Source organism: Fibrobacterota bacterium, assembly GCA_019509785.1.
GTDB lineage: Bacteria > Fibrobacterota > Fibrobacteria > UBA11236 > UBA11236 > Chersky-265.
In genome coordinates, this window is the sequence record JAEKLQ010000079.1 from 1 (window position 1) to 24,711 (window position 24,711).

The 24,711-nt window shown below is 62.2% G+C and carries 23 protein-coding genes; 10 read left to right on the plus strand and 13 right to left on the minus strand.

The annotated features are described in order from the left end of the window. Positions 1-58 precede the first annotated feature (58 nt). Complete coding sequence (locus tag JF616_21260; GenBank protein ID MBW8890291.1) at positions 59-436, minus strand: hypothetical protein; 378 nt, start codon at positions 434-436, stop codon at positions 59-61. 98 nt (positions 437-534) lie between these two features. On the opposite strand from JF616_21260, the gene JF616_21265 reads away from it, so the two are divergent. The 3 genes from JF616_21265 to JF616_21275 are packed head-to-tail and all read left to right on the plus strand — an operon-like array spanning position 535 to position 2,475. Continuing rightward, positions 535-1,434, plus strand: coding sequence for a radical SAM protein (locus JF616_21265; GenBank protein ID MBW8890292.1), 900 nt, complete (start codon positions 535-537; stop codon positions 1,432-1,434). Continuing rightward, on the plus strand, positions 1,434-1,754 hold the full coding sequence (locus tag JF616_21270) for a hypothetical protein (GenBank protein MBW8890293.1): 321 nt from the start codon (positions 1,434-1,436) through the stop codon (positions 1,752-1,754). Before JF616_21265 ends, JF616_21270 begins: the two co-directional genes overlap by 1 nt. Next, entirely contained in the window at positions 1,747-2,475 is a 729-nt protein-coding gene (locus tag JF616_21275; protein ID MBW8890294.1) for a 16S rRNA (uracil(1498)-N(3))-methyltransferase, read from the plus strand. The genes JF616_21270 and JF616_21275 overlap by 8 nt, the downstream gene beginning before the upstream one ends. A 12-nt stretch (positions 2,476-2,487) precedes the next feature. On the opposite strand, the gene JF616_21280 is transcribed toward JF616_21275, so the two are convergent. The 6 genes from JF616_21280 to JF616_21305 all read right to left on the minus strand — a co-directional run bounded on the left by JF616_21280 (position 2,488) and on the right by JF616_21305 (position 8,771). Further along, positions 2,488-3,540, minus strand: a complete 1,053-nt coding sequence (locus JF616_21280; protein ID MBW8890295.1) for a flippase-like domain-containing protein — start codon at positions 3,538-3,540, stop codon at positions 2,488-2,490. Further along, complete coding sequence (locus tag JF616_21285; GenBank protein MBW8890296.1) at positions 3,533-4,168, minus strand: ribonuclease HII; 636 nt, start codon at positions 4,166-4,168, stop codon at positions 3,533-3,535. Before JF616_21285 ends, JF616_21280 begins: the two co-directional genes overlap by 8 nt. A 101-nt stretch (positions 4,169-4,269) precedes the next feature. Beyond that, positions 4,270-4,938 carry a phosphoribosylglycinamide formyltransferase gene (locus JF616_21290; GenBank protein ID MBW8890297.1) on the minus strand — a complete coding sequence of 223 codons (669 nt, stop codon included), beginning with the start codon at positions 4,936-4,938 and terminating at the stop codon, positions 4,270-4,272. 128 nt (positions 4,939-5,066) lie between these two features. Continuing rightward, on the minus strand, positions 5,067-6,674 hold the full coding sequence (locus JF616_21295; protein MBW8890298.1) for a radical SAM protein: 1,608 nt from the start codon (positions 6,672-6,674) through the stop codon (positions 5,067-5,069). 125 nt (positions 6,675-6,799) lie between these two features. Continuing rightward, complete coding sequence (locus JF616_21300) at positions 6,800-8,173, minus strand: BamA/TamA family outer membrane protein (GenBank protein MBW8890299.1); 1,374 nt, start codon at positions 8,171-8,173, stop codon at positions 6,800-6,802. A gap of 58 nt (positions 8,174-8,231) precedes the next feature. Then, positions 8,232-8,771: a GNAT family N-acetyltransferase gene (locus JF616_21305; GenBank protein ID MBW8890300.1), complete on the minus strand. Its 540-nt coding sequence runs from the start codon at positions 8,769-8,771 to the stop codon at positions 8,232-8,234. 24 nt (positions 8,772-8,795) lie between these two features. Between JF616_21305 and JF616_21310 the strand changes: the two genes are divergently transcribed. Together JF616_21310 and JF616_21315 are read left to right on the plus strand one after the other, a co-directional pair. Further along, complete coding sequence (locus JF616_21310; protein ID MBW8890301.1) at positions 8,796-9,488, plus strand: YafY family transcriptional regulator; 693 nt, start codon at positions 8,796-8,798, stop codon at positions 9,486-9,488. A gap of 96 nt (positions 9,489-9,584) precedes the next feature. Then, on the plus strand, positions 9,585-9,956 hold the full coding sequence (locus JF616_21315; protein MBW8890302.1) for a VOC family protein: 372 nt from the start codon (positions 9,585-9,587) through the stop codon (positions 9,954-9,956). A 1-nt stretch (position 9,957) separates the two neighbouring features. Here JF616_21315 and JF616_21320 read toward each other — a convergent pair whose 3' ends face one another. Next, entirely contained in the window at positions 9,958-10,197 is a 240-nt protein-coding gene (locus tag JF616_21320; GenBank protein MBW8890303.1) for a zf-TFIIB domain-containing protein, read from the minus strand. A gap of 203 nt (positions 10,198-10,400) precedes the next feature. Next, complete coding sequence (gnd, locus tag JF616_21325) at positions 10,401-11,822, minus strand: decarboxylating NADP(+)-dependent phosphogluconate dehydrogenase (GenBank protein ID MBW8890304.1); 1,422 nt, start codon at positions 11,820-11,822, stop codon at positions 10,401-10,403. A gap of 402 nt (positions 11,823-12,224) precedes the next feature. Between gnd and JF616_21330 the strand changes: the two genes are divergently transcribed. Further along, complete coding sequence (locus JF616_21330; GenBank protein ID MBW8890305.1) at positions 12,225-13,784, plus strand: Do family serine endopeptidase; 1,560 nt, start codon at positions 12,225-12,227, stop codon at positions 13,782-13,784. Between the two features lie 749 nt (positions 13,785-14,533). Here JF616_21330 and JF616_21335 read toward each other — a convergent pair. Next, a complete protein-coding gene (locus JF616_21335; GenBank protein ID MBW8890306.1) occupies positions 14,534-16,987 on the minus strand; it encodes a hypothetical protein in 2,454 nt (817 codons plus the stop codon). A 136-nt stretch (positions 16,988-17,123) separates the two neighbouring features. On the opposite strand from JF616_21335, the gene serS reads away from it, so the two are divergent. From serS to tsaE, 4 genes are all read left to right on the plus strand, one after another. Next, complete coding sequence (serS, locus tag JF616_21340; protein MBW8890307.1) at positions 17,124-18,401, plus strand: serine--tRNA ligase; 1,278 nt, start codon at positions 17,124-17,126, stop codon at positions 18,399-18,401. Between the two features lie 105 nt (positions 18,402-18,506). Further along, complete coding sequence (locus tag JF616_21345; GenBank protein MBW8890308.1) at positions 18,507-19,841, plus strand: sensor histidine kinase; 1,335 nt, start codon at positions 18,507-18,509, stop codon at positions 19,839-19,841. Further along, positions 19,838-21,397, plus strand: a complete 1,560-nt coding sequence (locus JF616_21350; GenBank protein MBW8890309.1) for a response regulator — start codon at positions 19,838-19,840, stop codon at positions 21,395-21,397. Before JF616_21345 ends, JF616_21350 begins: the two co-directional genes overlap by 4 nt. Before the next feature lie 815 nt (positions 21,398-22,212). Then, the gene (tsaE, locus tag JF616_21355; GenBank protein ID MBW8890310.1) at positions 22,213-22,629 is read left to right on the plus strand and encodes a tRNA (adenosine(37)-N6)-threonylcarbamoyltransferase complex ATPase subunit type 1 TsaE; all 417 of its coding nucleotides are present in this window, start codon (positions 22,213-22,215) and stop codon (positions 22,627-22,629) included. 3 nt (positions 22,630-22,632) lie between these two features. On the opposite strand, the gene JF616_21360 is transcribed toward tsaE, so the two are convergent. From JF616_21360 to JF616_21370, 3 genes are read right to left on the minus strand one after another with little or no spacing between them, the layout of a single operon-like run. Further along, positions 22,633-23,082 carry a hypothetical protein gene (locus tag JF616_21360; GenBank protein ID MBW8890311.1) on the minus strand — a complete coding sequence of 150 codons (450 nt, stop codon included), beginning with the start codon at positions 23,080-23,082 and terminating at the stop codon, positions 22,633-22,635. Between the two features lie 43 nt (positions 23,083-23,125). Further along, entirely contained in the window at positions 23,126-23,932 is an 807-nt protein-coding gene (locus JF616_21365) for a hypothetical protein (protein ID MBW8890312.1), read from the minus strand. A 10-nt stretch (positions 23,933-23,942) separates the two neighbouring features. Then, positions 23,943-24,659 carry an ABC transporter substrate-binding protein gene (locus JF616_21370; GenBank protein MBW8890313.1) on the minus strand — a complete coding sequence of 239 codons (717 nt, stop codon included), beginning with the start codon at positions 24,657-24,659 and terminating at the stop codon, positions 23,943-23,945. Positions 24,660-24,711 lie beyond the last annotated feature (52 nt).

Genomic DNA, 24,711 nt, shown 5'->3' on the forward strand with positions numbered 1-24,711 from the left:
TCGGCGCCTTCGATCCATCCAACGGCTCCGCTTCCGAATGCCGCGCGGTGAAGTAATACTACACCCTTCGCAAATTGTTCCCGTCCTCGGCCATGGCCTCGCCTTGGGAAATGCGCTCAGGCCCTTTCGGGGTCTTGGCGAAGAGTTCGAAGGTGACCCTTTGCTTATGCGCTACCTCCGGAGGCAGTTCCAGCTCGACCGAAATCGGAGACTCCTCGTTGAAGCCGACCTTCTGCGCCTCCCATTTGGGATTGAACAGGCGGGCCGATTTCGGTTTTGGCTTTTCCGGCGCGGGGGCCACGGGGGTAGCGCCTTCGGGCGTGAACGCGTCAGCCCCGATCGAGGCGGAGACGGCGTCGCTGGACTTGGGGCGGGGGCCCGTACCTAATCGCCTGTCGATTTCGCCTAAGGGCTTGAAGAAGGAGTCGGGTGGCATGGCCGGCGGAAAAGATACTACCGCCCGCATATCGAAGCGGTGACCAGCCTCACGGGTCGATCCGGCCAATCCACGGTCCCGGGGGATCGGGGGATGAAATGCTAAATTGCTTGGTAGCCATGCCCCCCAAGGATCCGGACCTCAAAAGGGAACAAACCAACCACCCGCGCCAGTTCGCCGGCAACACCTACGCCTATCCCGTCATCTCGCGCCGCTCCGGCGGAGTGTCCTTCGGGGTGAACCTGAATCTGGATAAGGCCTGCAACTTCGATTGCCCTTATTGCCAGGTGGATCGGACGGGAGAGAAGCCGCGGCAAGTTATCGTGGTGCCGGACATCCGCGAAGAGCTTTCCCATATGCTCGACGCTTGCGATGCCGACGGCGTCTGCCGCCTCCCGAAGTTCGCCGGGCTTCCCGATGCGGCCAAGCGCCTGCGGGATATCGCGGTGAGCGGCGATGGCGAACCCACCATGGTCCCGGAGTTCCCCGCGGTCTGCGCCATGCTGGCCGGGTTGCAAGCTTCGCGCCCGGAACTGGATTTCAAATTGATCCTGATCACCAATTCGACGCTGCTCGATCGGAAAGGCGTACAGCAGGGGATCGGTAGCCTGCTCTCGGTCCGGGGCGAGATATGGGCCAAGCTGGATGCGGGCACGGATGCCTGGTACCAGCGCATCAACATTTCCAAGGTGGGCCTGGATCGCGTCGAGGCGAACCTGGTTGCCCTCGGCAAGCGTCACCCGTTCAAAATCCAATCCCTGTTCTGCGCATTGGACGGCGAGACGCCTTCGGGAACCGAACTCGATGCCTATCTGGAACGCTTGAAAAGGATCCGCGCCTCGGGGGCGGAGATCCCGGAGGTGCAATTGCATACCTTGGCCCGAAAACCAGCGCAGGCTTCCTGCGCGCCGGTCGATGCCGCCTTCCTGCATGGCCTCTCGGAGCGCATCCGCGCCGAAGCCGGGATTCCCGCCCGCGTCTACGGGGTCGAGGACTGATGCCCCTGGCCCTGTTGCTTCTCCAACTCGTCAACTTGTTCCTGGGGGCCGCCACGCTGTGGATCCATTTCCGCGCACCCTTGCTGTGGGATGATCAAGCCATCGTCTTCGCGACTTGCGCCGGCACCCTGGCGGCCTGCGTTACCGCCTTGCTGCTCGGCTTGGTCTTGCTATTCGGCTCGGAGACGAAATGGGGATCGATCTTGCTGAACCTGGTTTTGACCTTGGGGTTCGCGGGTCTGCAGGGATATTTCCTGTTCTCCACGGGACGAGATTTGGGAGTGCTCCGCATCTTGAAGGCCAGGCTGGGCGGTGGCTGAGGCTTTTTCCGAATCCTGGTTCTACGCTCCCGATTTGAACGCCCCGGGGGATCGGTTCCGGCTTCCCGAAGATGAATCCCATCATCTGCGCAAAGTGCTACGCCTACGCATGGGTACGCCCGTCATCGCCGGCAACGGACGCGGGCTCGCCTTCACGTGCGCGACCAGCGAGGCCGGAAGCGGGGTGGAACTGAAAGCCGTCACCGCGCTCGCCCCTCAGCAAGAGCAGCCACGCGTCAGAATGGTCCTTAGCTTGCTCAAGGGTCGCGACTTGGAAGAACCCGTCGATGCCCTTTGCCAACTCGAGATCGCGCGGATTTCCATCGTGATCACGGATCGTTCCCAGGAATTCAAGGGGCAGGATCATTCCCGTTTGGTGGAACGGCTCAGGGCCAAGGCCATCGTAGGTTTGAAGCAGTCCAAGAAGCCCTGGCTCACCACCATCGAAGAACCACAGAGCTTAGAAAGTTGGCGACAGAAGCATCCGGATTTAAAGGTCGTAACGCTGCACCCCGGCGAAGATCGCCTGCCTCCCGTCGGAAGCGAAATCGCCTTGTTATGCGGGCCGGAAGGCGGCCTTTCCGATCGCGAGCTGGCCTGGCTGGAGTCGCAGGGCGGCTATCGTATGGGGCTGGGACCGACGCGGGTCCGGGCGGTCCATGCGCCGATCTTGGCTTTCGGAAAACTGCTCGGGCTCAATCCTTCGGTGGCCGCGCGTTAGAAGTGGGCCCATTTATGAGACCTCTTCATTAGCATCGACCTGCTTGCGCACGCGATACAGCAGATAGAACGGCGCCCCCGTCAGCGAGACGACCAAGATCACCAGGTGCACCAGCACCAGCACTTCCCCGCCCCCCGAGGTAACTCCCAGGGTACGGTAGATGATCTTGCCGGCGGCCTCCCCCAACCCCAGGCCCGAAGGCGAGATGGGGAGCCCGTTGATCATGGTCAGGGTGGGAACAACGAATCCGTGGACCCTTAAAGGGAGTTCGATCCCCAGGGAGCGGGCGCTGAAGAAATAGAGGAGGATGAGGCCGCAATCCACCGAGATGCCCAGCAGGAGCGGCAACAACAGCGGCCAGGGGCGCTCGCGGTAGACGATCAGGGATTCGGCCAGGGAGCGGAAGAAGCGGCCGCCGGGCAAACGCCCCACGCGCGGATGCTTCAGGAAAAAATCCGACCAAGGCGAGAAGAAGAGGGCGACCGCGGCGGTGAAGATCAGGAAAACGCCGGCGTAGAAAAGGCTGTTGGCCCGCAAGGTGGCCGAGCCCCGCCAAAGGCTGACGTTGATGGCGGTCATGGCCATCGCCACGCACAGCAGAGCGTACAGCCCGATGAAGCGGTCCATGGCCAGGGTGGTGAGGGCCAGGGCCTTGTCGCGGCCCTCATGCTCCTGGAACAGATAATATCCCTTGATGAGATCGCCGCCGGTTCCTCCCGGGATAAGGCTATTGAAGAAGATGCCGATCATCTGCAGGCTGAAGATGCGCCACGGCCTCACCTTGAGGCCCGCCAGCCGCAGCAGGATATACCACCGCCCCCAGGCTGCGGTCACCACCATGGTCAGATAGACGCCCAAGGCCGCGGCCAATAGGAAAGGGTGGCGAACGAAGGCTTCGCCCACCAAGCGGGGGTGGAGCGCCCCGGAATGGATCAGGGCCCAGATGGCGGCCCCGCCCAGAACGAACTTCAGGACATGCTGTACCGGGGTCGGGATGCGGAATCGGCGGCGCGGTGGCTTCGCGGGCGCCTGGGCGGCCGCGGGCGCTCGGGAAGTATCAGGCATTGCCCTCGCCGACCGACGTCATGCCCGCTTCGGCCCCGGCGAAAAGATCTTCGGGTTCGAGGGGGGACGCGCAGAATGTGCGACGGTGGATGGGCGTGAGCCCGTGCTTGCGGATGGCGTCCCGGTGCATCTGGGTGGCGTAACCCTTGTGGGAATCGAATCCGTATTCGGGATAACCCGCATGCATCTCCACCATCTGACGGTCGCGGGTGACCTTGGCCAGGATGGAGGCCGCCGCGATGGAGGCGGAAAGGCCGTCTCCCTGGACCACGGTGCGCTGGGCCCAGCGGATGTCGGGAATGCGTTGATTGCCGTCGACCAGCAATAGGCCGGGCGGGATCCCCATGGCTTCCAAGGCCCGGCGCATCGCCAGCAGGGAAGCGCGGAGGATGTTGAACCGATCGATTTCTTCCGGCGAGCACTCCCCCACCCCGAATGCGAACGCCCGCGCGCGGATTTCCGCGTACAGTTCCTCGCGCACGGGTTCGGAGAGCTTCTTGGAGTCGTTCAGGCCACGGATGGGCTTGGCCCCGAAGTCGAGGATGACGCAGGCCGCCACCACGTTGCCCGCCAAAGGGCCGCGGCCCACTTCGTCGACGCCGCATAGGACGGGGAACTCCGGCAACATGGCTGTGTCGAACTCCCACAATGCATCGCGCTTGCGGCCCATGGGGAGAATGATAGCTAATTGGGAAGGGCGGTACGCCTGGGCCGGCTTCGGGAAGGCGATCAAGGCCCTGGCGGCAGCGCGGCCAGGAAGGCCGAAACGTCGGCGGCGCGGGAAGGATCGTCGCCGGGAAGGGGACGGATGGCGCCGGTCGCGAAAGCGCGGATCACTTGCCAATACCACGCATGCTCCAACTTCAGGACCAAGGCCCCGACTTCGTCGGCGGTGCTGCCCGGCGGCACGGGGACCATGCGTTGCAAAAGAATTTGGCCTTCATCATATCGTTCATTGACCATATGGATGGTCAGGCCGGTAAATTGGCAACCGCGGGCCAGCACGCCTTCGTGGACCTTATGGCCGTAATAGCCCTGGCCGCCGAAGGCGGGCAAAAGGGCGGGATGGATGTTGACCACCCGGTTGCGCATCCGGGCCAGCACCTCCAAAGGGACCGGCTTCATGTATCCGGCCAGGACCAGCAGGTCCGCCTTGTGGGCGTCGAGGAGGGCGAGCATACGGGCCACGGCCTTCCCTTCCCCGCCTTCGGATTGTGCCGAGACGTGGTAGGCCGGGGCCCCGAAGGCGCGGGCCTTTTCCAAAGCCCCGGACTTGCTGTTATTGGATAGGACGAAGGCGATTTCGACGGGGAGTTCGCCCGAGCGGATGCGGTCGATCAAAGCCTGTAGGTTCGATCCGCCTCCGGAGGCGAAGACGGCGATGCGGTAGACGGCCATGGGCTAGAGGGTACTTTTATCGGCGTCGGCCGTAAAGGGAACCACGATCCGGGAGAGTGGCGTTCAGGCCGGTCTCGCGAAGGACCCCGGCCGAATGGCCGGCGCCTTCCGGAGGCCGGGGATTCGGATCAGGCCTTGATTGCCGCTTCGGCCCTGGGAGCCGGCGTTTCCGCCAGAGGAGCCGCTTCCCGCACGGTTTCCTGATGGGAGTGGCTATGCGAAGACGCCGGGCGCGCCTTGGCCGCGTATCCGCTCGCCTCTTGCGGCGCCCCATGGCGCTTGAACAAGTGTTTGACCAGGGTACCCGCGCCGCGCAGGACGCGATAGCGTTCGCGGCTGTTGGTGAGGGCCATCTTGGCTTGCTTGGCGATGTAGGCCGGGCGCAGGTAGAATTCGCGGCGGGCGCGATCGCAGAAGTCCACCAGGTCCTGGGAGGTGAGTCCCTTGCGGATGACGGTGGTATTGTGCTGCCCGTCCTTGTCCAGCCATTGATCGTAATCCTCGCTGGCCAATTCGCCGCGGGAACGCGCCTCATCGTAGGCGGTGGTGCCGGGGTAGGCCATGATGGGATAGAACTGGGCCGTATTCGGGTTCAGCTTCTTCGCCATCTCGAGGGTGCCGTTCAGGGTTTCCTTGGTATCGCCCAGGTTACCCACCATGAAGCAACCGTGGATGAGGATGCCGGCCTTGTTGGCGGCGTCCATGAACTTCTCCGACATGCCGCCGGCCAGGCCCTTCTTCACGTTCTTCAGGACTTCCATCGAGCTCGACTCGAAACCGACGCAGAGTTCGCGGCAGCCGGCCTTCTTCATCACGTCCAGCACTTCGTATTTCACGTCGGCGCGGGCATTGGCCGACCAGGTGACCTTGAGGCCGCGGTTGATGACTTCCTGGCACAGTTCGGCGGTGCGGGAGGGATGGGCGGTAAAGGTATCGTCCTCGAAGAAAATCTCGCCCAGATCGGGGAACTCGGCCTTGATGTAGGCCATTTCGTCCACCACGTCCTTGATGCTGCGCTTGCGGTAGGTATGGCCGGTCAAGGTTTGCGGGATTACGCAATAGGTGCAGCGGAAAGGGCAGCCGCGACCCGACAGGATCACGATGAGCGGATTGATGTTGGCGCCGTAGAAATAGCGCTTGTAGCAAGAGAAGAGGTGCTTGCGGTAGACCTTGCTGACCCAGGGCAGGGTGTCCAGGTTCTCGATCTTGGGACGCTCGGGATTGCGGACCAGATCTTCGGCCTGTCCTTCGCCTTTGCGCCAGGAAATGCCCAGGATCTTGCGCTTCTCTTCCGGGCCGTCGCCGCGGAGATGGCGGACCAGTTCGCGGGCGGTATAATCGGCCTCGCCCGAGATGACGTAATCGACGGCGGCTTCGCGCTCGAGGATTTCCACGGGCTCGGCGGTGGCATGGGTGCCCATCATGGCGATTTCGCAGCCGAGGGCTTCTTTGAGGGCCTTGCCGACCCGCATGTCGTTATTAATGGAGGGGGTGCTGGTATTGAGCACTGCCAGTTGCGGTTTGAAGTCCTTGACCCGGTCGAGGGTTCCTTGCAGATCCAGATCCATGGCGGGAGAGTCGATCACCATGATCTCGTTCCCGTCCTCCTCCACGCAGCCGGCTGCATAGGCCATGAACATGGGCCAATACAGGGTGCTCGACTTCGTGACGCAAGGGCTCCTCGATTCCCGGGAAAACATGGGGAAATAAGGAGGATTCAGGAACAGGACCTTCATAGGCAAAGCCTCCGCAAAAAAAAAGGCCGAAACAGGTAAATGGCTGGCCCGAGTTACCCCTAACGGGGGCCGGGCCCAAACTACCATGTTCGGACGGCAATTCCAAATATACCCGATGGGCCTGATCAGCGCGCCCTAAATCGCTGCACGTCCGCCTTGTCCAAGACCCCAAGATCCCATGCGAACTCGAATTTTGCGAATTTTGAACCCGCTTCGATGCGCAGGCGATCGATGCCGGAGGCCAGGAGGTGCAATCCCACGTAGCCGGCCGGATGGAAGTCTCGCTCCAGCAAGGCATTATGATCCCAAAGGCTGGCGGTCTCGAGCCCCACGATCCCCTGCAGGGCGATGAATGCCCCCCAATGCCAAAGGCGGATGTTCCGCTTCCCCATCAGGTCGGTACGGTTCTCCAAGGTGAGGATGCATTCGCTTTTCCCCCGCAGCGCATCGTGGCCGAATCCCCTCAGGGTATTGGATCCTCCCGCATGGAAGCGATCATAGCGCCCGAAGGTCTCCCCCAAGGTTCCGTCCCGGTACTGATAGAGGGCCACGGCCACCGCGGTATTGCGCCTTTGCCAGGGGAGGTAGAGGCGGGAATCCGAAAGCCATTCGCGGTAGTCGGCGGGGCCGCCCAGGAAGCCGCCGTTCTCGGTCACGCGCGCTTCCTGGTACCATCCTTGCCGGGGCAGATGACGGCGATCCCGGCTATCCCAGCGCGCGCCTATTGCGAGGCGAGGGACCCAATCGCCATCCTGACGTAGCACTACGGCGCTGTCGCTTTGGGCGGCGCCCATATGAAAGAGTTCCGCCGCCGCGATCAGGAAGGCGGGTTCGGGCCATCCCCATTGTTCCATCCCCAGCGCCAGATCCAGCTTGCTTCGCCAACTGTCCTCGTGGAAGGCTTCGAAATCGTTGTAGCTGTCCACCCTCAGGACCGCGAGGTCGTATTGCAAAGGCAGCGGCCCGACGCGGGTAGAAGTCAACGATGCCTGGGCCTCGGTGGTGCCGCCGAAGCGGGTGATGAATTCGGCGCGTATCCCCTGGCCCAGGAAATTGAGGGAGGCGAGCGCGGGGCCCAGGCTCAGGCCGTCCTGATCGGTTTTGGCCAGGGCGACGAACGGGATGTAAGGCGGCAATTCGCGGAAGCGGTAGGTGAGCGCAACCTGGCTATCGCGCGCGGCCGTCTCGAGGCGGACTTCCGAGAAGATGTCCAGGTCTTCCAGGCGGACCTGTTCCCGCTTCCACTTGGCGCAGGTAAAGCGCTCCCCCGGATGATTACGTAACTCCCGCGTTACTACGTCGGCATTGGTGGTCCGGAGTCCCTGGAAATCCTGGAAAGTGACGAGGCGGCCTTCGACCTCCCGGCAGACGGGATCGGAAACGGATTCGAGATCGGGTTCGGGATCGGCCGATGCCGAGAGGGCGCAGGCTAAGGCCAGGGCCAGGAGAAGGCCCCCGGCCGGAATCGAATAGCCGTGAAAGCGCGTCTCCGTTGGCATGGCGCGGGAAAGCTAGCAAAACGCCTCCCCGGCAATATCCGCGGTGGCCGGAGAAGCCCTAGAGCTCCAGCCGCATCACGTGGCGCCGCGAGCCTGCGCGTCCGATCCCGGCGAAACCTCTCTCGGCGAAGAGGGGGACGAAACCCATGAAACGGTAGCTCGGTGAATCTTCATCGACAGGATAAGCCTCCAGGGCGATCGCCTTCTGCTTGCGCGCCAGGGCGGAGGCGGCATCCACCAGGCGCTCCGTCAAGCCTTGGCCCCGCCACTCCTTCTTGACGAAAAAACAGGCGATGGACCAGATGCGGGAGGCGTCTTCGTCCGGATGCAGGTCGTCAAGTTTACGATACGTGCTCTTGGGCGCCGCCGAACACCAGGCAACGGGTTCCTTGCCCGCATAAGCGAGAAGCCCGACGGGCGTGCCCGCCTCCACGCGGGCCTTCAGGAAGCCTTTCCGGCTCTTGCCATCCGTATGTTTCGCTTCCTCCTTCGTGGCCCGCCAAACCATGCACCAGCAATACTTCGGGGCGCCGGGGGATTCGAAAAGGGCTTCCAGATCCTTCCAGCGCGCGCGGGTGACGGGCTTGATGGAAATCATCGGGATCCAAATTAGCTTTCCGCCATGTCGCGCGCCCGCCGCCTATTGGAGCTTCTCGAAATCCTGCGCCGCCACCGCTATCCGGTCACCGGCGCGGCCCTGGCCGCCGAGCTCGGCATCAGCCAGCGTTCCTTGTACCGCGACATCGCCACCTTGCAATCCCAAGGGGCCAGCATCGACGGGGCGCCCGGCCTGGGCTATATCCTGAAGCCCGGTTTCACCTTGCCGCCGCTCATGTTCTCGGACGATGAGATCGAGGCCTTGTCCCTGGGGGCGCAATGGGTGGCGGAGCGCACCGATGCGGACCTGGCCGATGCCGCACTCAGCGCCCTGGCCAAGATCGCCGCGGTACTGCCGCCGCGCCTGCGCGGGGATCTGGACGCTTCGACCCTGATGGTGGTGCCGACCGAGAAGCCCGCGGAGACCCGTTTCGGATTGGCCCTGCGCATGGCCATCCGCAACGAAAAGAAGATCCGCATCGGCTACCGGGACGCGCGCGAACAGGTGACCGAGCGCGTGGTATGGCCTTTCGCATTCGCCTATTTCGATCGGGTGAGGGTGGTGACGTCCTGGTGCGAGTTGCGCCAGGGCTTCCGGCATTTCCGCGCCGATCGCATCGCGTCGCTGGAGGCCTTGCCCGAGCGCTACCCGCGCGGACGCCAGGCGTTGATGGAAGAGTGGCGGAAACTGGAAGGCATCGATCGGCCGGGGGAATGAAGGACAGGCGACTGACTGCTGACAGGAATTGGCAGGGCATGCGCTTATCCTTATCCCATCGCCCGCAAGTCGCGGCGCATGCCAAAGGAAACGCCCATGACTCCCAAGCCCAGCACCCTTATCCTGTACGTCGAGAACGTCGCGAAAAGCTGCGCCTTCTATACCGGCCTCTTGGAACGCCCGCCGGTGGAGGAGTCCCCCAACTTCGGCATGTACGCTTTGGACGGTGGGATGATGTTGGGCCTATGGGCCGGGCATGACGTGGACCCGAAACCGAAAGCCGCGGGCGGAGGAGCCGAACTAGCGTTCACCTTGGGAAGCAAGGCCGAGTTGGATGCGTTGCATGCGGAATGGGGAAAGCGCGGTTACGCCATCGCGCAGAAGCCGGCGGAAAAGGATTTCGGCTACACCTTCACCGCGCTGGATCCCGATGGGCATCGCTTGCGGGTGATGGTGCTAGCGCAATAGATCACCATCCTGAGAATAGATCCATGAAGCCCAGGAAAAAATCTCCAAGGCCGGCGAAAACCCCGTAGTCGCTATAGACATCCTCGCCTAGGTTCCCGGTTGCGACGGGCCGGAAAGCGGGGATCCGATCAGGATCCTTGAGGTAGGACTCGAATTTTTTCAGCTCGAGGGCATCCAACCAGAGAGCCTCGCAGGCCTCGCAAAAATTGATTTCGATGCCATCGACCATTCGGGCGAGCATGGGCTTTTGGCAAAAGGGGCAGGGTAGCGGCTCGGGGGCCATCCGCCCCAGAGCCGCTGCGTCCACTCCGCCGCGCGCGAAGCTCGCGAATAGTTTCGAATCTTTGCGGAGCAATCCCTCGCAAACCGCGCAACGCCAACCTCCCGGTTTCTGAAGGGAGGCTTGCAGCCCCTCCCCGTCACGAGGACAGGAAGGGGACAAGGTTAGGCCTCCAGCCACTCGGTGTGGAAGACGCCGGGCTTATCCACGCGCTCGTAGGTATGCGCGCCGAAGTAGTCGCGCTGGGCCTGGAGCAGATTGGCCGGCAGCGAGGCGCTGCGGTACTGATCGTAATAGGACAGCGCGGAGCTGAAGGCGGGGATGGCGATGCCCGCCTTGCTGGCCTCGGCGACCGCCAAACGCCAGTTGGCCTGGCCCTTGCGAATGACCTCGGTGAAGTAAGGGGCCAGGATCAGGTTGGCCAGCTTGGGCTCGGTGTCGTAGGCTTTCTTGATCTCGTCCAGGAACTGGGCGCGGATGATGCAGCCGCCGCGCCAGAGCATCGCGATGTCGCCGTACTTCAGGTCCCACTTGTACTCCGCAGCGGCCGCGCGCAAGAGCTGGAAGCCCTGCGCGTACGACATGATCTTCGAGGCATAAAGCGCATCGTGGATGGCGGGGAGGAACTTGGCCTTGTCGATATTGAAGTTGATCTCCGGGGCGGGCAGCTTCGCGGAGGCCGCCACGCGCTGGTCTTTCATCGCGCTCAGGGAACGGGCCACCACGGCTTCCATCATGGTCGGGATCGGGATGCCGAGGTCGAGGGCGTTCTGCGAGGTCCATTTGCCCGTGCCCTTCTGGCCGGCCCTGTCCAGGATCACGTCCACCATGGGCTTGCCGGTTTCCGGATCCTTCTTGGCCAGGATGTCCCGGGTGATTTCGATGAGGTAGGAATTGAGCGGGCCCTTGTTCCATTCCGCGAAGACCTGCCCGATTTCCGGCGCCGACATTTTCAGCAGCACCTTCATCATGAAATAAGCTTCGCAAATAAGCTGCATGTCGCCGTACTCGATGCCGTTGTGGATCATCTTCACGTAATGGCCGGCGCCGTCCGAACCCACCCATTCGCAACAGGGGATGTCGTTCTTGGGGCCGACCTTGGCGGCGATAGCCTGGAAGATGGGCTTGACCTCGGGCCAGGCCGAGGGCTCGCCGCCGGGCATGATGGACGGGCCCTTGAGCGCGCCTTCCTCGCCGCCGGAAACGCCTACGCCCAGGAAGCGGAAGCCCTTGGCCGCCAGGTCCCGGGTACGGCGAATGGAATCGGGGAAGAAGGAGTTGCCGCCGTCGATGAGGATGTCGCCCTTATCCAATAGGGGAGTCAGTTGGTTGATGAGGTCGTCCACGGCCGGGCCGGCCTTCACCATCATCATGATCTTGCGCGGGGATTTGAGCGAGCCGACGAACTCCTTGAGGTTATGGGAGCCCACGAGCTTCTTGCCCTTGCCGCGCCCTTGCAGAAGTTCGTCCACCTTGGACGTGGTGCGGTTGAACACCGCCACGGTATAGCCGCGGCTTTCCATGTTGAGGACCAGGTTTTCGCCCATGACCGCCAGGCCGATGAGGCCGATATCCGCTTGCGCCATATTCATTACTCCGGAATGCGTTTTCCGCGGCGGATCGATCCGCGCGAAGAGACGGGATGAAGCGCCCCGCGGGGTTCCACCCCGTCCCAAGGACGCCCCTTGATCCCACCCGGGTGGCCAATGGCCCCCGGGGCGGGAATGAAAGGTAACTATATCGAGACCGGGCCGAAACAGTGAAACCGATCGGAAGCGGCGGCGGTCTAAGGGGGTTTCCCGCCGCGCCACCCTCCGGCGCTTTGCCATTCCGACGCGAACCCATTTCGCAACGCCGGGTACTCGCGATGCCGGGTTTCCGGAAACCGGTTTTGTAATTTCCCCGCATAAACCCGATGTCCGTCGGCTCCCGTGTTCGAGGTTCGCCCGTCCACGCGGCCCGCGGCGACAGCTCCGAAAGGGAATTCCATGCAGGCCTTCCGACTCCCCTTCTCCGTTTTGACCTTGGCGCTAGCCGGATCCCTGGCGGCTTCCGGCGTAATGGCCAAGGAGGCCAAGGAAGATCCGCGGCCTAAGCGCGGCAGCCTTGAATTGGGCAAAGGCAAGCCCGCCGCGGTGGACGCGGCCAAGATCGAAATGCTCAACGGCGCCTTCGGCAAGGTGGTGGAAGCCGTCTCGCCCTGCGTGGTGGCGGTGAACACCGAGAAGAAATGGTCGGAGCGGGATAACCAGATGCAGCATCCCTTCTTCGAATTCTTCGGCATCCCCAACCAACAGGATCCGCAGCAGCCCGACAATTCCCCCAAGCGCAACATCCCCTTAGGCGGCGGCTCCGGCTTCATCGTCAACAAGCAGGGTTACGTCTTCACCAATGCCCACGTGGTCGAAGGCGCGGACATCGTGAAGGTAAGCCTGATCAACAAGAAAACCTACGTGGCCAAGGTGGTGGGCGTGGACAAGAAGGCGGACGTGGCGGTACTCAAGATCACCGCGCCGGGGGAAGACCTCCCGGTCGTCGCCTTCGGGGATACGCGCAAGCTGGCCATCGGCGAATGGGTGTTGGCCATCGGCAATCCCTTCGGGCTGCAGAACACGGTGACCAGCGGGATCGTATCGGCCAAGGGCCGCCGCGATCAGATGCAGGCGGGCGACGCCTACCAGGATTTCATCCAGACCGACGCGGCGGTAAACCCCGGCAACTCGGGCGGCCCCTTGGTGAATCTCAAAGGCGAAGTCATCGGCATCAATTCCAGCATCTATACCCGCACCGGGGGCTACATGGGCGTCAGCTTCGCCATTCCCATCAACATGGCCGTGAAGGTCGCGGAGGACCTCATCTTCGAAGGCAAGGTGACGCGCGGTTACTTAGGCATCGGGATCGATAACGTGTCCGAGAACCTGGCCGAAGCCATGGGCTTGCCCACCACCGACGGCTGCCTCGTGCGGGAGGTGATGAAGAACGGCCCGGCCGCCAAATCCGGTTTGAAGGAGGGCGACATCATCCTTAAGGTGCAGGGCCTGGCGGTGCAGGACGCGGCCGATCTGCGTAATCGCGTGGCCGATCTCAAGCCGGGCGACAAGTACGATTTCGAGGTCCTCCGCGACGGCAAGCGCAATACCATGGGCATCAAGATCGGCGCCAAGCCCGAGGATGGCGACAGCTCCGCCGATGATTCCCAGGCCGCTCCCGAACCGGACGAAGCCGACGGAAGCTTTTTCTCCAAGAAGCTGGGCATCCATTTCGGCCCCCTGGACAAGGAAACCCGGGTGAAGTACGCCGTTCCCAACGATCAAACCGGACTGGTCGTGACCGGCATCGCCGACGGATCAAGCGCGGCGGAAAACGGCATGGTCGAGGGCATGGTCATCGCGAACTTCAAGCGGCAATCGGACGCGGCCTTCCAGAAGGTGGATGATCCGAAGAAACTGCTCGCGGTGCTGAAGTCCCTTAAGGCGGGCGAGAAGATCGCCTTCAAGATCTTTTATAAGGGACGGACCGACTTCATCGCGTTGCAGTCCGAGGAGTAGCCTGATTGTCTTTCGAGGCCGGCGGGATCCGGGGCGCGGGCCCTGGCGCGACGGCTTCGGGGGAGTCGGCGCTTTATGACCCGGTCCTTTGAACAAGCGGCGGGACGGTTGTACCGAATCTATGCGCGTGCTCGCGGGATTTCCGGTCGCCGAACCTGGGCCTCCGACGGACCGCGAGCGCGCGCCTCCGCCGCTTGTTCCGCCTCGTTCCCCTACGCCGAATGCGCCATGTCCCGCACCCCGGCTCCCGCCGGACACGGTGCGAATCGGCGACTCCTCCGACCTATTCGCGGGGGGTAAGAAAGGGGATGGGCATGAAGGGTTGCGGCGGGTAAGGAAAAGCAGTGCTCGGAGAAGACCGGTCGGGAAAGGCCCCTGTAGGGGAACCCATCGGCCACATAATGCATCGGCAAGAAAAGCCACGCTAGATAACGAACGCCAAGCGCAGGCCCACTAGACCCACCCGTATCTTCCACGCAAAAAGGCCGCTAATCCAGGGCGGCCCGTGGGTCCCGGTCGACCGGGCCGCGGCCGCGGGTCGCGCAGGGCGAGTGGGAAGCGGAGGGCCCGGCTTCCGTGCTAACCGATGAGTCTATCGAAAGCCCACGTGTAGCTCGGTAGCCCTGGAAGTATCGCCTGTGGGCGCCAGCACGGAAACCGGGCCCGTGGACCTAACCCTTCGAAACGCTTCCCTCCGAGCCCAGAGCGCCCCGCGCCCGCGGCACGGGCCCCGAAGCAAAGAGGCAGCACTAGATTAGCAGCTTACCCTCGAAGCCGAACATGATGTACAGCCCCAACCCCTTGGTGATCACCGGCTGCAGATCCCCGTTCGGATAGTTGGCGCGGGTCCATCCGCGTTTGCGGCGGTTGGCGCCGCCCAGCCAATCCAAGCTCGAATTGTCGTAGTCGGCGAAGAGGTTGTCGGCCTCGAAAAAGAAACGCATGGACTCCAGCGGGCGCCAATGGCTCTTTAAATCCAGGTTGATCCGCAGGTCCGTACGCTGCCGGGAGACGGTGCCGAAATCCGGGTCCACGCCGATGGTTCGGTGCTGGGTGGGCTGTTCGGTCTTGGCATCGAAAAGCCCGGTATATTCGTACAAGGGGGCCCCGTTGCTGGCGGTATAGGTGAGGATGAAGCTGAGCAAGGAATCCCGCCGCGGCAGGAAACGCAGATTGGAAACCAGATCCAAGCTGCGGTTGGCTTCCCAGGGAAGGAATTGATCGTTGTCCTTCAGATGGTAATCGCCCTGTACCACCGAAGCGTTCACGTTGATCCCGAGATGGTGGCTGGGCAACCAGGCGGCGGTCACGTTGCCGCCGCTGGCGTAAGCGTAATCGGACTGATGGGTTTCCCCGTAATTCCAGAACACCTCGGGCACGGGCAGAACCGGGTCCTTGTAAAGCCGCGAATAGACGCTGGCCGTCAGCTTCAATTCGTCCTTCCATCCGCTCTCCACGCCCACCTTGCCTTCCGCGCTGGATGTGGTGACCGCGTCGACGCGATTGACGCCGGTCGGTTGGATGGCGGTATTGGCCCTTATCGCCGTCTCCGCGTAGCCCAAGGTGGATCCGATGATGGGCCGGGTATAACGCACGGAGGCGAGGGGGGCGGGGGCATTGAATCCCGGATGGGATCCATCCGACAGGGCTTGATAAACGCCGGTGGCCCCCACGGCCGCGTCCCAATTGCGCTTCTCGCCCGTCGTCCATCTCAGGCGAAGCAATCCGGTCGCCAACGCGTAGTCCATCGGGATATTGTGCCGATCGACGCCCACGCCCGGGCTGATGTCCAGGAAATCCCGGTCCTGATGCAGGTATTCCAGATCGAGGCCATACCCGTAGCCCGCCCCGAGCAGCTTCCCGTTCGGATTCCATTGGAATGATCCGTTCGCCTGGTAATCTTCCACGTTCGCATCGCCGATTAAATTGGTGATCTCGTTGTTGCCTTCGGCGAAGTACCAGGCCGGCGCATCGGATACGTCGGTGCTCGGAGGCAGGGTATCCCGGAAGGCCTCTTCGCGCTTGCGGTGCAGAAAGCTTAATGAGTACTGGAGGTCGCCGGATTCGTGCGGGGTCATGGCCTCGTACGCGTACATGAACGCATCCTGGCTGCCTTCCACCAGGGTTTGCGGGGCGCTATGCGCCCAGTCCTTGGAAACGTCCTGCTGCACGCGGTAGTAATCATTGAGGCCCAGGATGCTATGCCGGGAATAGGCTCCCGTGGAGTCCCGGTAATAGGAACCCAGGTATCCGTCCATGGTTTTGAATTTGAAGGGATTGTCCAGGGTATTGCAATTCGTATCGCAAGGCTTGCCTCCGGTCTGGAGCCGGGCTTCCTTGGGATCGGTGAAGAAATGGTTCCCCAGATTGGCCAAGAAGGTGGGTTCCAGATAGCGGCCGCTCATGATGAAGGTTCGCCCGCCCCAATAGCCCGTCATGTTCAATTCGCGGTTCACCGTGCCGAAAACCACGTCGCCGGTGATGTTGTTGGGATCGCCCTCCTTGAGATCGTAGACCAAGGCCGAGGCGTTGCCTTGGTTGAGCGGGCCCTTGGCCAGGTTGTCGGAGACGGTAACCGATTTAAGCAGGCGCGGATTCAGCACGCTCTCGTTGCCGGGAAAGCCGATATCCAGATGCCGCAGGCTGGGGATGCGGCTTTGGCCCAGGTAGTGGGTCACGTCGTTGGTGCGCGAGCCCCATACGGAAATGTCGTTGCTGAACTCCCCCATGCCCGACACCCCGGGCAACTGCCGCAAGTGATCGTTCAGATCGATGCGCATCCCCTGCATCGATTCCAGTTCTTCCATGCTGTGGGCCCCGGCCGCTTCCCGCACGGGCCCCCGCTTCGACTCGGCCGTCTTGTCCGTCAACGCCAGCACGTCCGACTCCATCGTCACCTCGATGTCGATGAGCTGGGTGAGGTCGGATAGATCGAGTTCCTGATCCTTGTAAGGGTGGCGCTTGAAAACCAAGGTCGCATTATGGCTGTTGACGGTGATCTCGAAGCGCCCGTTGGACTTGGTGAAACCGAGCACCTTCCCGCTTTTGAGGGAGATCTCGACCTGTCCGACGGGCTCGCCATGCTCCGCGTCCTCCACCAGGCCAACCACATCGTAGGTCTGAGCGAAAGCGGGCGCCGCCCACAGCGCCAGGCCCAGTACCCATACCGTCCGCCATTTCCGCGCATCGAACCAATAACGCAAGCTGCGCCCTCCCGATGGTCCGGGAGGCGGCAACGCCGGGCTCCCGAAAAACGGGTATAAACTACTATAGTTGCCCCGCCGGCAGCAGTTTTGCGGTTTTTGCTACGTTTGCCACAGCAGTATAAGGGGCCTAAGCATGTTGGATCCGCGGTTGTACCGGGAAGATGTGGACACGATCAGGAAAGGGCTGGAACGCCGGGGAGCCAAGGTCGATCTGGATGCGATGGTAAACATCGACATCGAGAAGCGCAAGTCGAACCTACGCCTCGACCAGCTCAAGGCCGAGCGCAACGCGGCGACCGAGCAGATCGCGCAGATGAAGCGCGCCGGCCAGGACGCCAAGGATGCCATCGAGAAGACCCGCACCCTCGGGGATGCCCTTAAGGCGGAGCAAGAACGTTTCGACGATCTCGATAGCCGCTTCCGCGCCCTGGCCCTGTTGGTTCCCAACCTTCCCCACCCTTCCGTTCCGGACGGCAAATCGTCGGCGGATAACGTGGTCCGCCGCGAATGGGGCCCGAAGTACGCCGGACCCAAGCCCAAGCATCATCTGGATTTCGGCAAGGAACTGGGCCTTTTCGATTTCGAACGCGGGGCCAAGATCACCGGCAGCGGCTTCCCCATCTACGTAGGACTGGGGGCGCGCCTGGAGCGGGCGATGCTGAATTTCTTCCTCGACGAGCACACCAAGCACAACGGGTTCACGGAAATCTCGCCTCCCTTCGTGGTCAACCAGGCTTCCATGATCGGCACCGGCCAATTGCCCAAGTTCGCCGAGGACATGTACACCATCGGCGAGGACGGCCTGTACCTGGTGCCGACCGCCGAGGTGCCGGTGACCAATATGCACGCCAACGAGATGCTGGAGCTGGCCCAATTGCCCATCTCCTACGCGGCCTATACGGCCTGCTTCCGGCGCGAGGCCGGTTCGTGGGGCAAGGAAACGCGCGGCTTCCAACGCCTGCACCAGTTCGACAAGGTGGAGATGGTGATGTTCTCCGATCCGGCCAAGTCGTACGAAGCGCATGAAAAGCTCGTCGGTTATTCCGAGGCCTTGCTCAAGAAGCTGGGCCTGCATTACCGCGTGCTGGAGCTATGCACGGGCGATATGGGTTTCGGCGCCGCGAAGTGCTACGATCTGGAAGTGTTCGCCCCCGCCGAAGAACGCTGGCTGGAAGTCTCGTCGGTTTCCAACTACGAGGACTTCCAGGCCCGCCGCGCCAACATCCGGACCAAGATCGAGGGAAAGCCGCATTTCGTGCATACCTTGAACGGATCGGGCCTGGCGACCCCGCGCGTCCTGGTGGCCTTGCTGGAACGGAACCAAACGCCCGAGGGCGGTTTCAGGATCCCGGAATGCCTCGTTCCCTATATGGACGGTTTGACCGAAATCAAGCCCAAGAAGAAGGGTTAAGGGTACAGGGTAAAGGGTTCAGGGTTATGATGCGGCGATCGCATTCCCCTTTACCCTGTACCCTTAACCCTGTACCCTAATCGAGAGTCAACTACAGGGGATCGTTTGGCACCAGAGATAAAGTTTCCCACCCGCTTCCTCCGCCTTTTGCCGCCTTTGGGGAAGCTGCGCGGTTGGGTCACCTCGCTGTCGCTGGCCAATATCAAATACATCCTGTTCACCAGCGCGCTCGCGCTGCTGGCCTGCTTCACCATACTCAACCAGATATTCATCAGCAATCTCGAGTCCCAGGCCCTCCAGATCAACGAGAAGGAGGCGCGCCTCTACGCGGTGGCCATTTCGGAGCAGCTGAACCACGAAGAGATCAACGTCATCTTCAACGAGATCGTGCGCAAGTCGCAGGTCCCCATGGTCATCACCGACAACCAGAACGTTCCCATCAACTGGAACAACATCAGCTACCGGTTCTGGAGCAAAGGCCGATCGAAGGTTCCGCAAGTGCCCTTCGCGTACCTGGCGAAAGCGGAGCAGGAGTTCCTGCTCAAGCTGGTGAAGGACATGGACAAGAAGAACCAGCCCCTGGAGCTGGAGGCCGAAGGCCATACCTTCGGTTTCCTGCACTACGGGGAGTTCACCTTGTTGCACATCCTCTCCTGGATGCCGATGGTGGAGCTGGTCATCATCTTCCTTTTCTGCTTCGTGGGATACTTCGGGTTCCACATCATCCGCTCCAACGAGCAGAGTTCCCTCTGGGTCGGGCTGGCCAAGGAGACGGCGCATCAGTTGGGGACCCCCATCTCATCGCTACTGGGGTGGATCGACTTCATGCGCATGAAACTGGAAAACCTTCCCGAGCCGGAAAAGAACCTGCGCATCCTGGGCGAGATGGAAAGCGACATCTCCCGCCTCAACAAGGTGGCCACGCGCTTCTCGCAAATCGGATCCATCCCCGAATTAAAGCAGGCCGACCTCAACGAAATCCTGGGTTTTACGGCCCATTACTTCTCCTCCCGGCTGCCGCACTTGGGCAAAAGGATCAATATCGAGCTCCATCTCGGCGAGCTGCCGGAAATCCTCATCAACAAGGAGCTGATCGGGTGGGTCATCGAGAACCTGATCCGCAACGCCGTGGACGCCATCGAAGTGGAAGCCGGAGTCATCTCCATTACCACCCGCTACGCCGAGGAAGAGGGGACGGTGCATATTTCCATGGCCGATAACGGAAAAGGCATCCCCCGCGAGCACCTCAAGCATATTTTTAACCCCGGCTTTACCACCAAGAAGCGCGGTTGGGGGCTGGGACTGAGCCTGTGCCGCCGCATCGTAAATGAATATCACGACGGAAAAATCTATGTTGAGAAGAGCCAGAAGGACGTGGGGACGCAGTTCGAGATAGTGCTGCCCCTAGCTCCGGAAAGGACTTCCAGGAAGAAGCCATGAGCATTGCCGGCAAACGCCTCCTTTGGGTCGATGACGAAATCGAATTCCTCCGGGCCCATATCATGTTCATGGAAGAGCACGGCTACGTGGTCGAGAAAGCCACCAATGGCGACGATGCCGTGGCCATGATCAAGAGCGCGCCCTACGATCTGGTCCTGCTCGACGAGCAGATGGCCGGCAAGGACGGCCTCTCCACCCTGGAAGAGATCAAGGATTACGATCAGAACATCCCCGTGGTGATGGTGACCAAGAGCGAAGAAGAGCGCCTGATGGAAGCCGCCCTGGGCCGCAACATCAACGGCTACCTCATCAAGCCGGTGAATCCCTCGCAGATCCTTTCGGTATGCAAGGGCATCCTGCATTCGCGGGCCATCCGCAGCAACCACGTGACATCGGCCTACGTGCGCGAGCTCTCCGAGAACAAGTCCAGCCTGATGACCAACCTGCTTCCCCAGAAATGGGAGAAGATCTTCTTCCAGCTCTGCAAATGGGACAACGATCTGCAAGCCCTCGTGGACCAGGGCATGATAGACACCCATATCGGGCAGAAGAAGGAAATCGCCAAGCGGTTCATCTCCTACGTCGAGGAGAACTACGTTTCCTGGTTCGGCAAGAAGGGCGGCAACCCCAACATGTCCACCCAGGCGCTCAAGCGCAAGGTCATCCCGCCCCTTAAAAAGGGGGAGAAGGTCTGCTTGGTCGTAATGGCGGGTTTCCGGGTGGATCAATGGCTGGCCCTGCAACCCCTGCTCGAACCCTTCTTCAAGGTCGAGAACGCCATCTCCTGGGCGCTCCTCCCCAGCGAAAAGACCAACTGCCGCGCCGGGCTCTTCTCGGGCCAATCGCCCCGCGAAGTCAGCCTCAAGCAGCCGAGCTTGTGGAAGAAGATGCAGGAAGAAGAGGACAAGGCTCCCTATGAGCGGGAGCTACTGCGCCAGAATCTGCGCATCAACGGCATCGATCTCGAGGATCCCAAGATCATCCACTTGCGCCAACCCGAGGACGGCGAGAAGCTGCTCGCCGATCTTCCCAAGTACGAGGAAGAATCCCTGCTCACCGTCGTCGTCGAATTCTTCGATATGCTCAACCAGCTCCGCCAGGCGAGCCCGGTCCTCAAGGAAATCGCCCCGGACGAAAAAGGCTTCCGCGAATTGGCGCGCACCTGGTTCAAATCGTCCAAGCTTTTCGAAATGCTGAAGGCGATGGCGGAGAAGAACCGTACCGTGATCCTGACCAGCGATCATGGCACCGTCCTGGTGGACGCGCCGGCCGAGGTCTTCTGCCAGGAAGAAAAGACGCCCAACCCGCGCGTGAAGATCGGCCAGAATATCTCCTGCGATGAGCGTCACGCTTTGTTCGTGGAAACCCCCGTCCAGTTCGGCCTGCCCGGCGAAGTCGGCGAGATCGCCTACGCCATCGCGAAGGACAACTACTACTTCGTCTACCCCAACAAGTTCCAGTACTTCGTGACGCAGTTTAAGGGGCAAATGGTGGGGGGCGGGTTGTCCATCGAGGAGCTGCTGGTTCCTTTGGTGACTTTGACTCCGAAGACTTGAGGCTGCAGTGGTGGTGCGTGGAGCGCTGTTGGGCTGGGTCTGGGCGGGGCCGGGGGGCCGGTTCGCCTCAGACGCTCGCTAATCGGTTCCACCCGGTCCATCCACGTCCCGGGCAAGTGGGCGCCCGCGGAACCAAACTGTTGATCGGCTCGCCGGCTACCGCGCTGGTCTTATGGCTGGGCCATTTGTGTACCGCTCCTCCTCGCGGGGTCCCTTCGGACTGGGTCCTTAACTGCCCCCCTCCGCTCATCCGCGCGACACGACCGCCCCGACAGACCTTAGGGAGCTTCCTATCCACGCCACTCATCGACCGCGCACATCGAAGGCCAATCCACCTAGGGCGAGAATGCGAGCCGGGCTCAAGCGGCGGTCCCGGATGCTTTTTCAAAACGCTGTTCCTTATGGCTACCTCTTCCAACGCTTTTCCTTAAAGCACCGATCAAGGTGTCTGCGTGGATTGTCCTTGTCCCTCCCGTCCCTCCCGTCCCGCGCGTATCCCAGCGCGCGGTCCCGGCGCCGGTGCGGCAGGGCGAAGGCGGGGGTCGGACCCGGGCGCTCCGCGGCGAGTTGGGCGCAGGGCCCGGCGCGGCCGGACCGGCCACCCCGGCAGCGCCTGCAACGACGTCATTCATCGATGCCGCATGCGCGTTGCGGAGGGATATCGATCCCGTGTTGGCCGGTCCGGCCATCGATCAAACCCGGTCGATGCGCCGGGACCGAAGCCCATCCGAGCCCCGGAGCGCCCGGGGCCGCCCCCCGCCGGACCTCTGCAGCACAGGACGCATGGACCCCCGCGATTCCTATTTTGATCCCCCATGGAAGAGATCCGCACCCACTCCGAAGAAGCCTCGGAGGCCTGGGCCCGCGCCTTCGCAACGCGCCTCAAGGCCGGGGACGGGGTCGCGCTATCCGGGGACCTCGGCGCGGGAAAGACCGTCGTTTGCCGGGGCATCGCCCGCGGGCTCGGATTTCCGGGCGACGTCCATTCGCCTTCTTACGCCTTGGTCCACGAGTATCCCGGGGGCAGCCTGCCCCTCTTCCATATGGACCTGTACCGGCTGGCACCGGGATCGGATTGGGAAGAGATCGGGCTCGATCATTATTTCCGGCAAGGCGGCGTATGCCTGGTGGAATGGGCGGAGCGTCTTCCCGCCGGAACGACGTTCACCTGGCGGATCGACCTCACCGCGGACGGCCCGTCGGATCGGATAATCCGCGTCGCGCGCGACTAGCGACTAGGGTTTGGATGCGACGGCGCCGTGGCCGAGCACCGAATCCACCCAGGCTTGATCCTCGGTCGAAAGCAAATCGCGATGCGGCAATTTGGCCAATTGGCTGGCGAGCCCGACGGTGTCGTGGGCGGCCACGCGTTTCTTGGCTTCGGTGACCGCCGCGTTCTGTTGTTCCTGCGCGGTCTCGACGGCATCCAAACGCGCGTAGATGATGCTATCGTCCTTATTGCTCAGGTACTGGGCCGACTTCAGGGCCTCGTAAAGCTGCCCGGCTTCCTTCATATTGCCGGTCTTGAAGACCGCGTCCGCCTCCTGGAAGCGGCTGGTCGAAACCCGCTTCTGGTATTGGTAATAGACCGTGAAACCGCCGATGAGGACGATCAGGCCGATACCCACCACCCAATCCCAGAAGGTGCTGGGCTTTTCGCTTTCTTCTTTTTCCAGGAAGCTCATGATCACCTTTCCGGGGCCGAACGCGCCTGCCCGTACGGGGCAATCAAGGTAGTAAAACCCGCTTTTGCCACCCGGCCAACTCCGGATCGCGCCAGCACTGAGCGAAGCGGCGGAGCAGCCCGCCGAACGGGAAGGTGGTTAAGGACACTAGTCCCAGCAGGGCCACCTCCAAGGCGGTGAAACGCCCGCCCAGCCGCATCCGGATTTCGGCCGCGCGGGCGCCGAAGCCATAGCTCACCGGGCATGCCAAGGCGGGAAGGGTGGCCTGGGCCACCGACCAGACCGAAGCCAACCGCGACAGATCGTAGGCGTTCGCGAGGCCTAAATGCAGGGACTGCATGCGCGGACGCGCCAGCCATAGGACCCGGCGGCTGGAGCGCCATCCGAAAGCGGCGATCAACCGCCAGACTCCCGGATCGAGCGCCCATTTCAATCCGGCCCGCCGGAACCGATTCCCGATGCGCCCGAGTAATGACACCCAGCTCTCCGGCAGGCGCAGCGCGCCGCGTTGGCCCGCGAACCCATCCGCAGCGCCCGGTCCGCTCCCATCCATGCCCTTGTTTCCGTTTCCATGCGAACCATGGTTTCCGGAAGCAGGCTTACTTGAAGGTTTTTTCTCCCCGTGCCCCGAAGGGTGATCCGAACCCGGATTTCCTCCGTCCTCATCAGGATCCTTTCCTAGCGCGCGCAACGGATCGGCCGAGAGGATCTTTTTCCACCAAAGGAAATGGACGCCCGCGACCACGCGTAAGGCGGCCGGGCTTTCGTATTCGAGATGATAGCGGAAACGGATCAGCCAGAGCGCGAGCAGAAATAGAAACAGGATGGCGGCCAGGATCGACCAGACCACCCTCAGGACCTCACGGGGTGACCGGCGCGGCGGCCGCGGGGCCCTTGGCCGGCGCTTTCGCCGAGGCGGAGGAGGATTTGGCGGACGAGGCCTTCGCATGGGCCGTGGCGCCCTTCTCGGACTTGGCCTTCAGGTTGTCGGCGCTCTTGGTGTCCCCGCCTTCGTTGGCCTTCTTCTCCAGCTTGGCGATGAGCCCGTCGATATTGGAGGTCTTCAGGATCGTCTTGAACTGATCCCCGTAATTGCGGGCCGTGCTCAAATCGTCGATGATCAGATCCCAAGCCTTCCAGGTGGAGTCCTCGGCCAGCAGCTTGTAGGTCACCACCGACTCCGTCCCTTTGTTCCAAACATGGGCCGTAACGCTGGCTTTCCCGTTCGCGATCTCCGGGGCTTCGTAGGTGGAAGAATCGGACTCGTAGGCTTCCAGTTTCCTGACCGAGGCGTTCTCCACCATCTCCCGGAAAGCCTTCACGAATCGCTTCTGCTGGTCCGGCGTCATGGTCTTCCAGGTTTCCGGTCCCAGGGCCCGTTTGCCGAGCTCTTCGAAATCGAAAATCCCGTTGATGAGCACCTTCAGCCGATCCTTGGAGGCGCCTTTGTCCCGCAGCATCTTCTGAAGTTCCGCGTCCTTCTTCTTGATGATGGCCACCGGATCGCCGGGGTTGGCCGCGAAGGCCGTGACTCCCGCCATCAGAACTACCGCTATCGACCGCTTCAATCCGAACATCCAAACTCCTTGCCCCCGCGGGTCGACGACCATCCGGCCGCCGCTTCGTCCC

Bases quoted from the DNA above. Each gene is read 5' to 3' on its own strand.
- JF616_21360 (MBW8890311.1), bottom strand. From the start codon at position 23,082: ATGAGCTTCCTGGAAAAAGAAGAAAGCGAAAAGCCCAGCACCTTCTGG.
- tsaE (MBW8890310.1), top strand. From the start codon at position 22,213: ATGGAAGAGATCCGCACCCACTCCGAAGAAGCCTCGGAGGCCTGGGCC.
- JF616_21270 (MBW8890293.1), top strand. From the start codon at position 1,434: ATGCCCCTGGCCCTGTTGCTTCTCCAACTCGTCAACTTGTTCCTGGGG.
- JF616_21285 (MBW8890296.1), bottom strand. From the start codon at position 4,168: ATGTTGCCGGAGTTCCCCGTCCTATGCGGCGTCGACGAAGTGGGCCGC.
- JF616_21370 (MBW8890313.1), bottom strand. From the start codon at position 24,659: ATGTTCGGATTGAAGCGGTCGATAGCGGTAGTTCTGATGGCGGGAGTC.
- JF616_21330 (MBW8890305.1), top strand. From the start codon at position 12,225: ATGCAGGCCTTCCGACTCCCCTTCTCCGTTTTGACCTTGGCGCTAGCC.
- JF616_21305 (MBW8890300.1), bottom strand. From the start codon at position 8,771: ATGATTTCCATCAAGCCCGTCACCCGCGCGCGCTGGAAGGATCTGGAA.
- JF616_21310 (MBW8890301.1), top strand. From the start codon at position 8,796: ATGTCGCGCGCCCGCCGCCTATTGGAGCTTCTCGAAATCCTGCGCCGC.
- JF616_21290 (MBW8890297.1), bottom strand. From the start codon at position 4,938: ATGGCCGTCTACCGCATCGCCGTCTTCGCCTCCGGAGGCGGATCGAAC.
- JF616_21260 (MBW8890291.1), bottom strand. From the start codon at position 436: ATGCCACCCGACTCCTTCTTCAAGCCCTTAGGCGAAATCGACAGGCGA.
- JF616_21320 (MBW8890303.1), bottom strand. From the start codon at position 10,197: ATGCTCGCCCGAATGGTCGATGGCATCGAAATCAATTTTTGCGAGGCC.
- JF616_21280 (MBW8890295.1), bottom strand. From the start codon at position 3,540: ATGCCTGATACTTCCCGAGCGCCCGCGGCCGCCCAGGCGCCCGCGAAG.
- gnd (MBW8890304.1), bottom strand. From the start codon at position 11,822: ATGGCGCAAGCGGATATCGGCCTCATCGGCCTGGCGGTCATGGGCGAA.
- JF616_21300 (MBW8890299.1), bottom strand. From the start codon at position 8,173: ATGCCAACGGAGACGCGCTTTCACGGCTATTCGATTCCGGCCGGGGGC.
- JF616_21350 (MBW8890309.1), top strand. From the start codon at position 19,838: ATGAGCATTGCCGGCAAACGCCTCCTTTGGGTCGATGACGAAATCGAA.
- JF616_21315 (MBW8890302.1), top strand. From the start codon at position 9,585: ATGACTCCCAAGCCCAGCACCCTTATCCTGTACGTCGAGAACGTCGCG.
- serS (MBW8890307.1), top strand. From the start codon at position 17,124: ATGTTGGATCCGCGGTTGTACCGGGAAGATGTGGACACGATCAGGAAA.
- JF616_21265 (MBW8890292.1), top strand. From the start codon at position 535: ATGCTAAATTGCTTGGTAGCCATGCCCCCCAAGGATCCGGACCTCAAA.
- JF616_21295 (MBW8890298.1), bottom strand. From the start codon at position 6,674: ATGAAGGTCCTGTTCCTGAATCCTCCTTATTTCCCCATGTTTTCCCGG.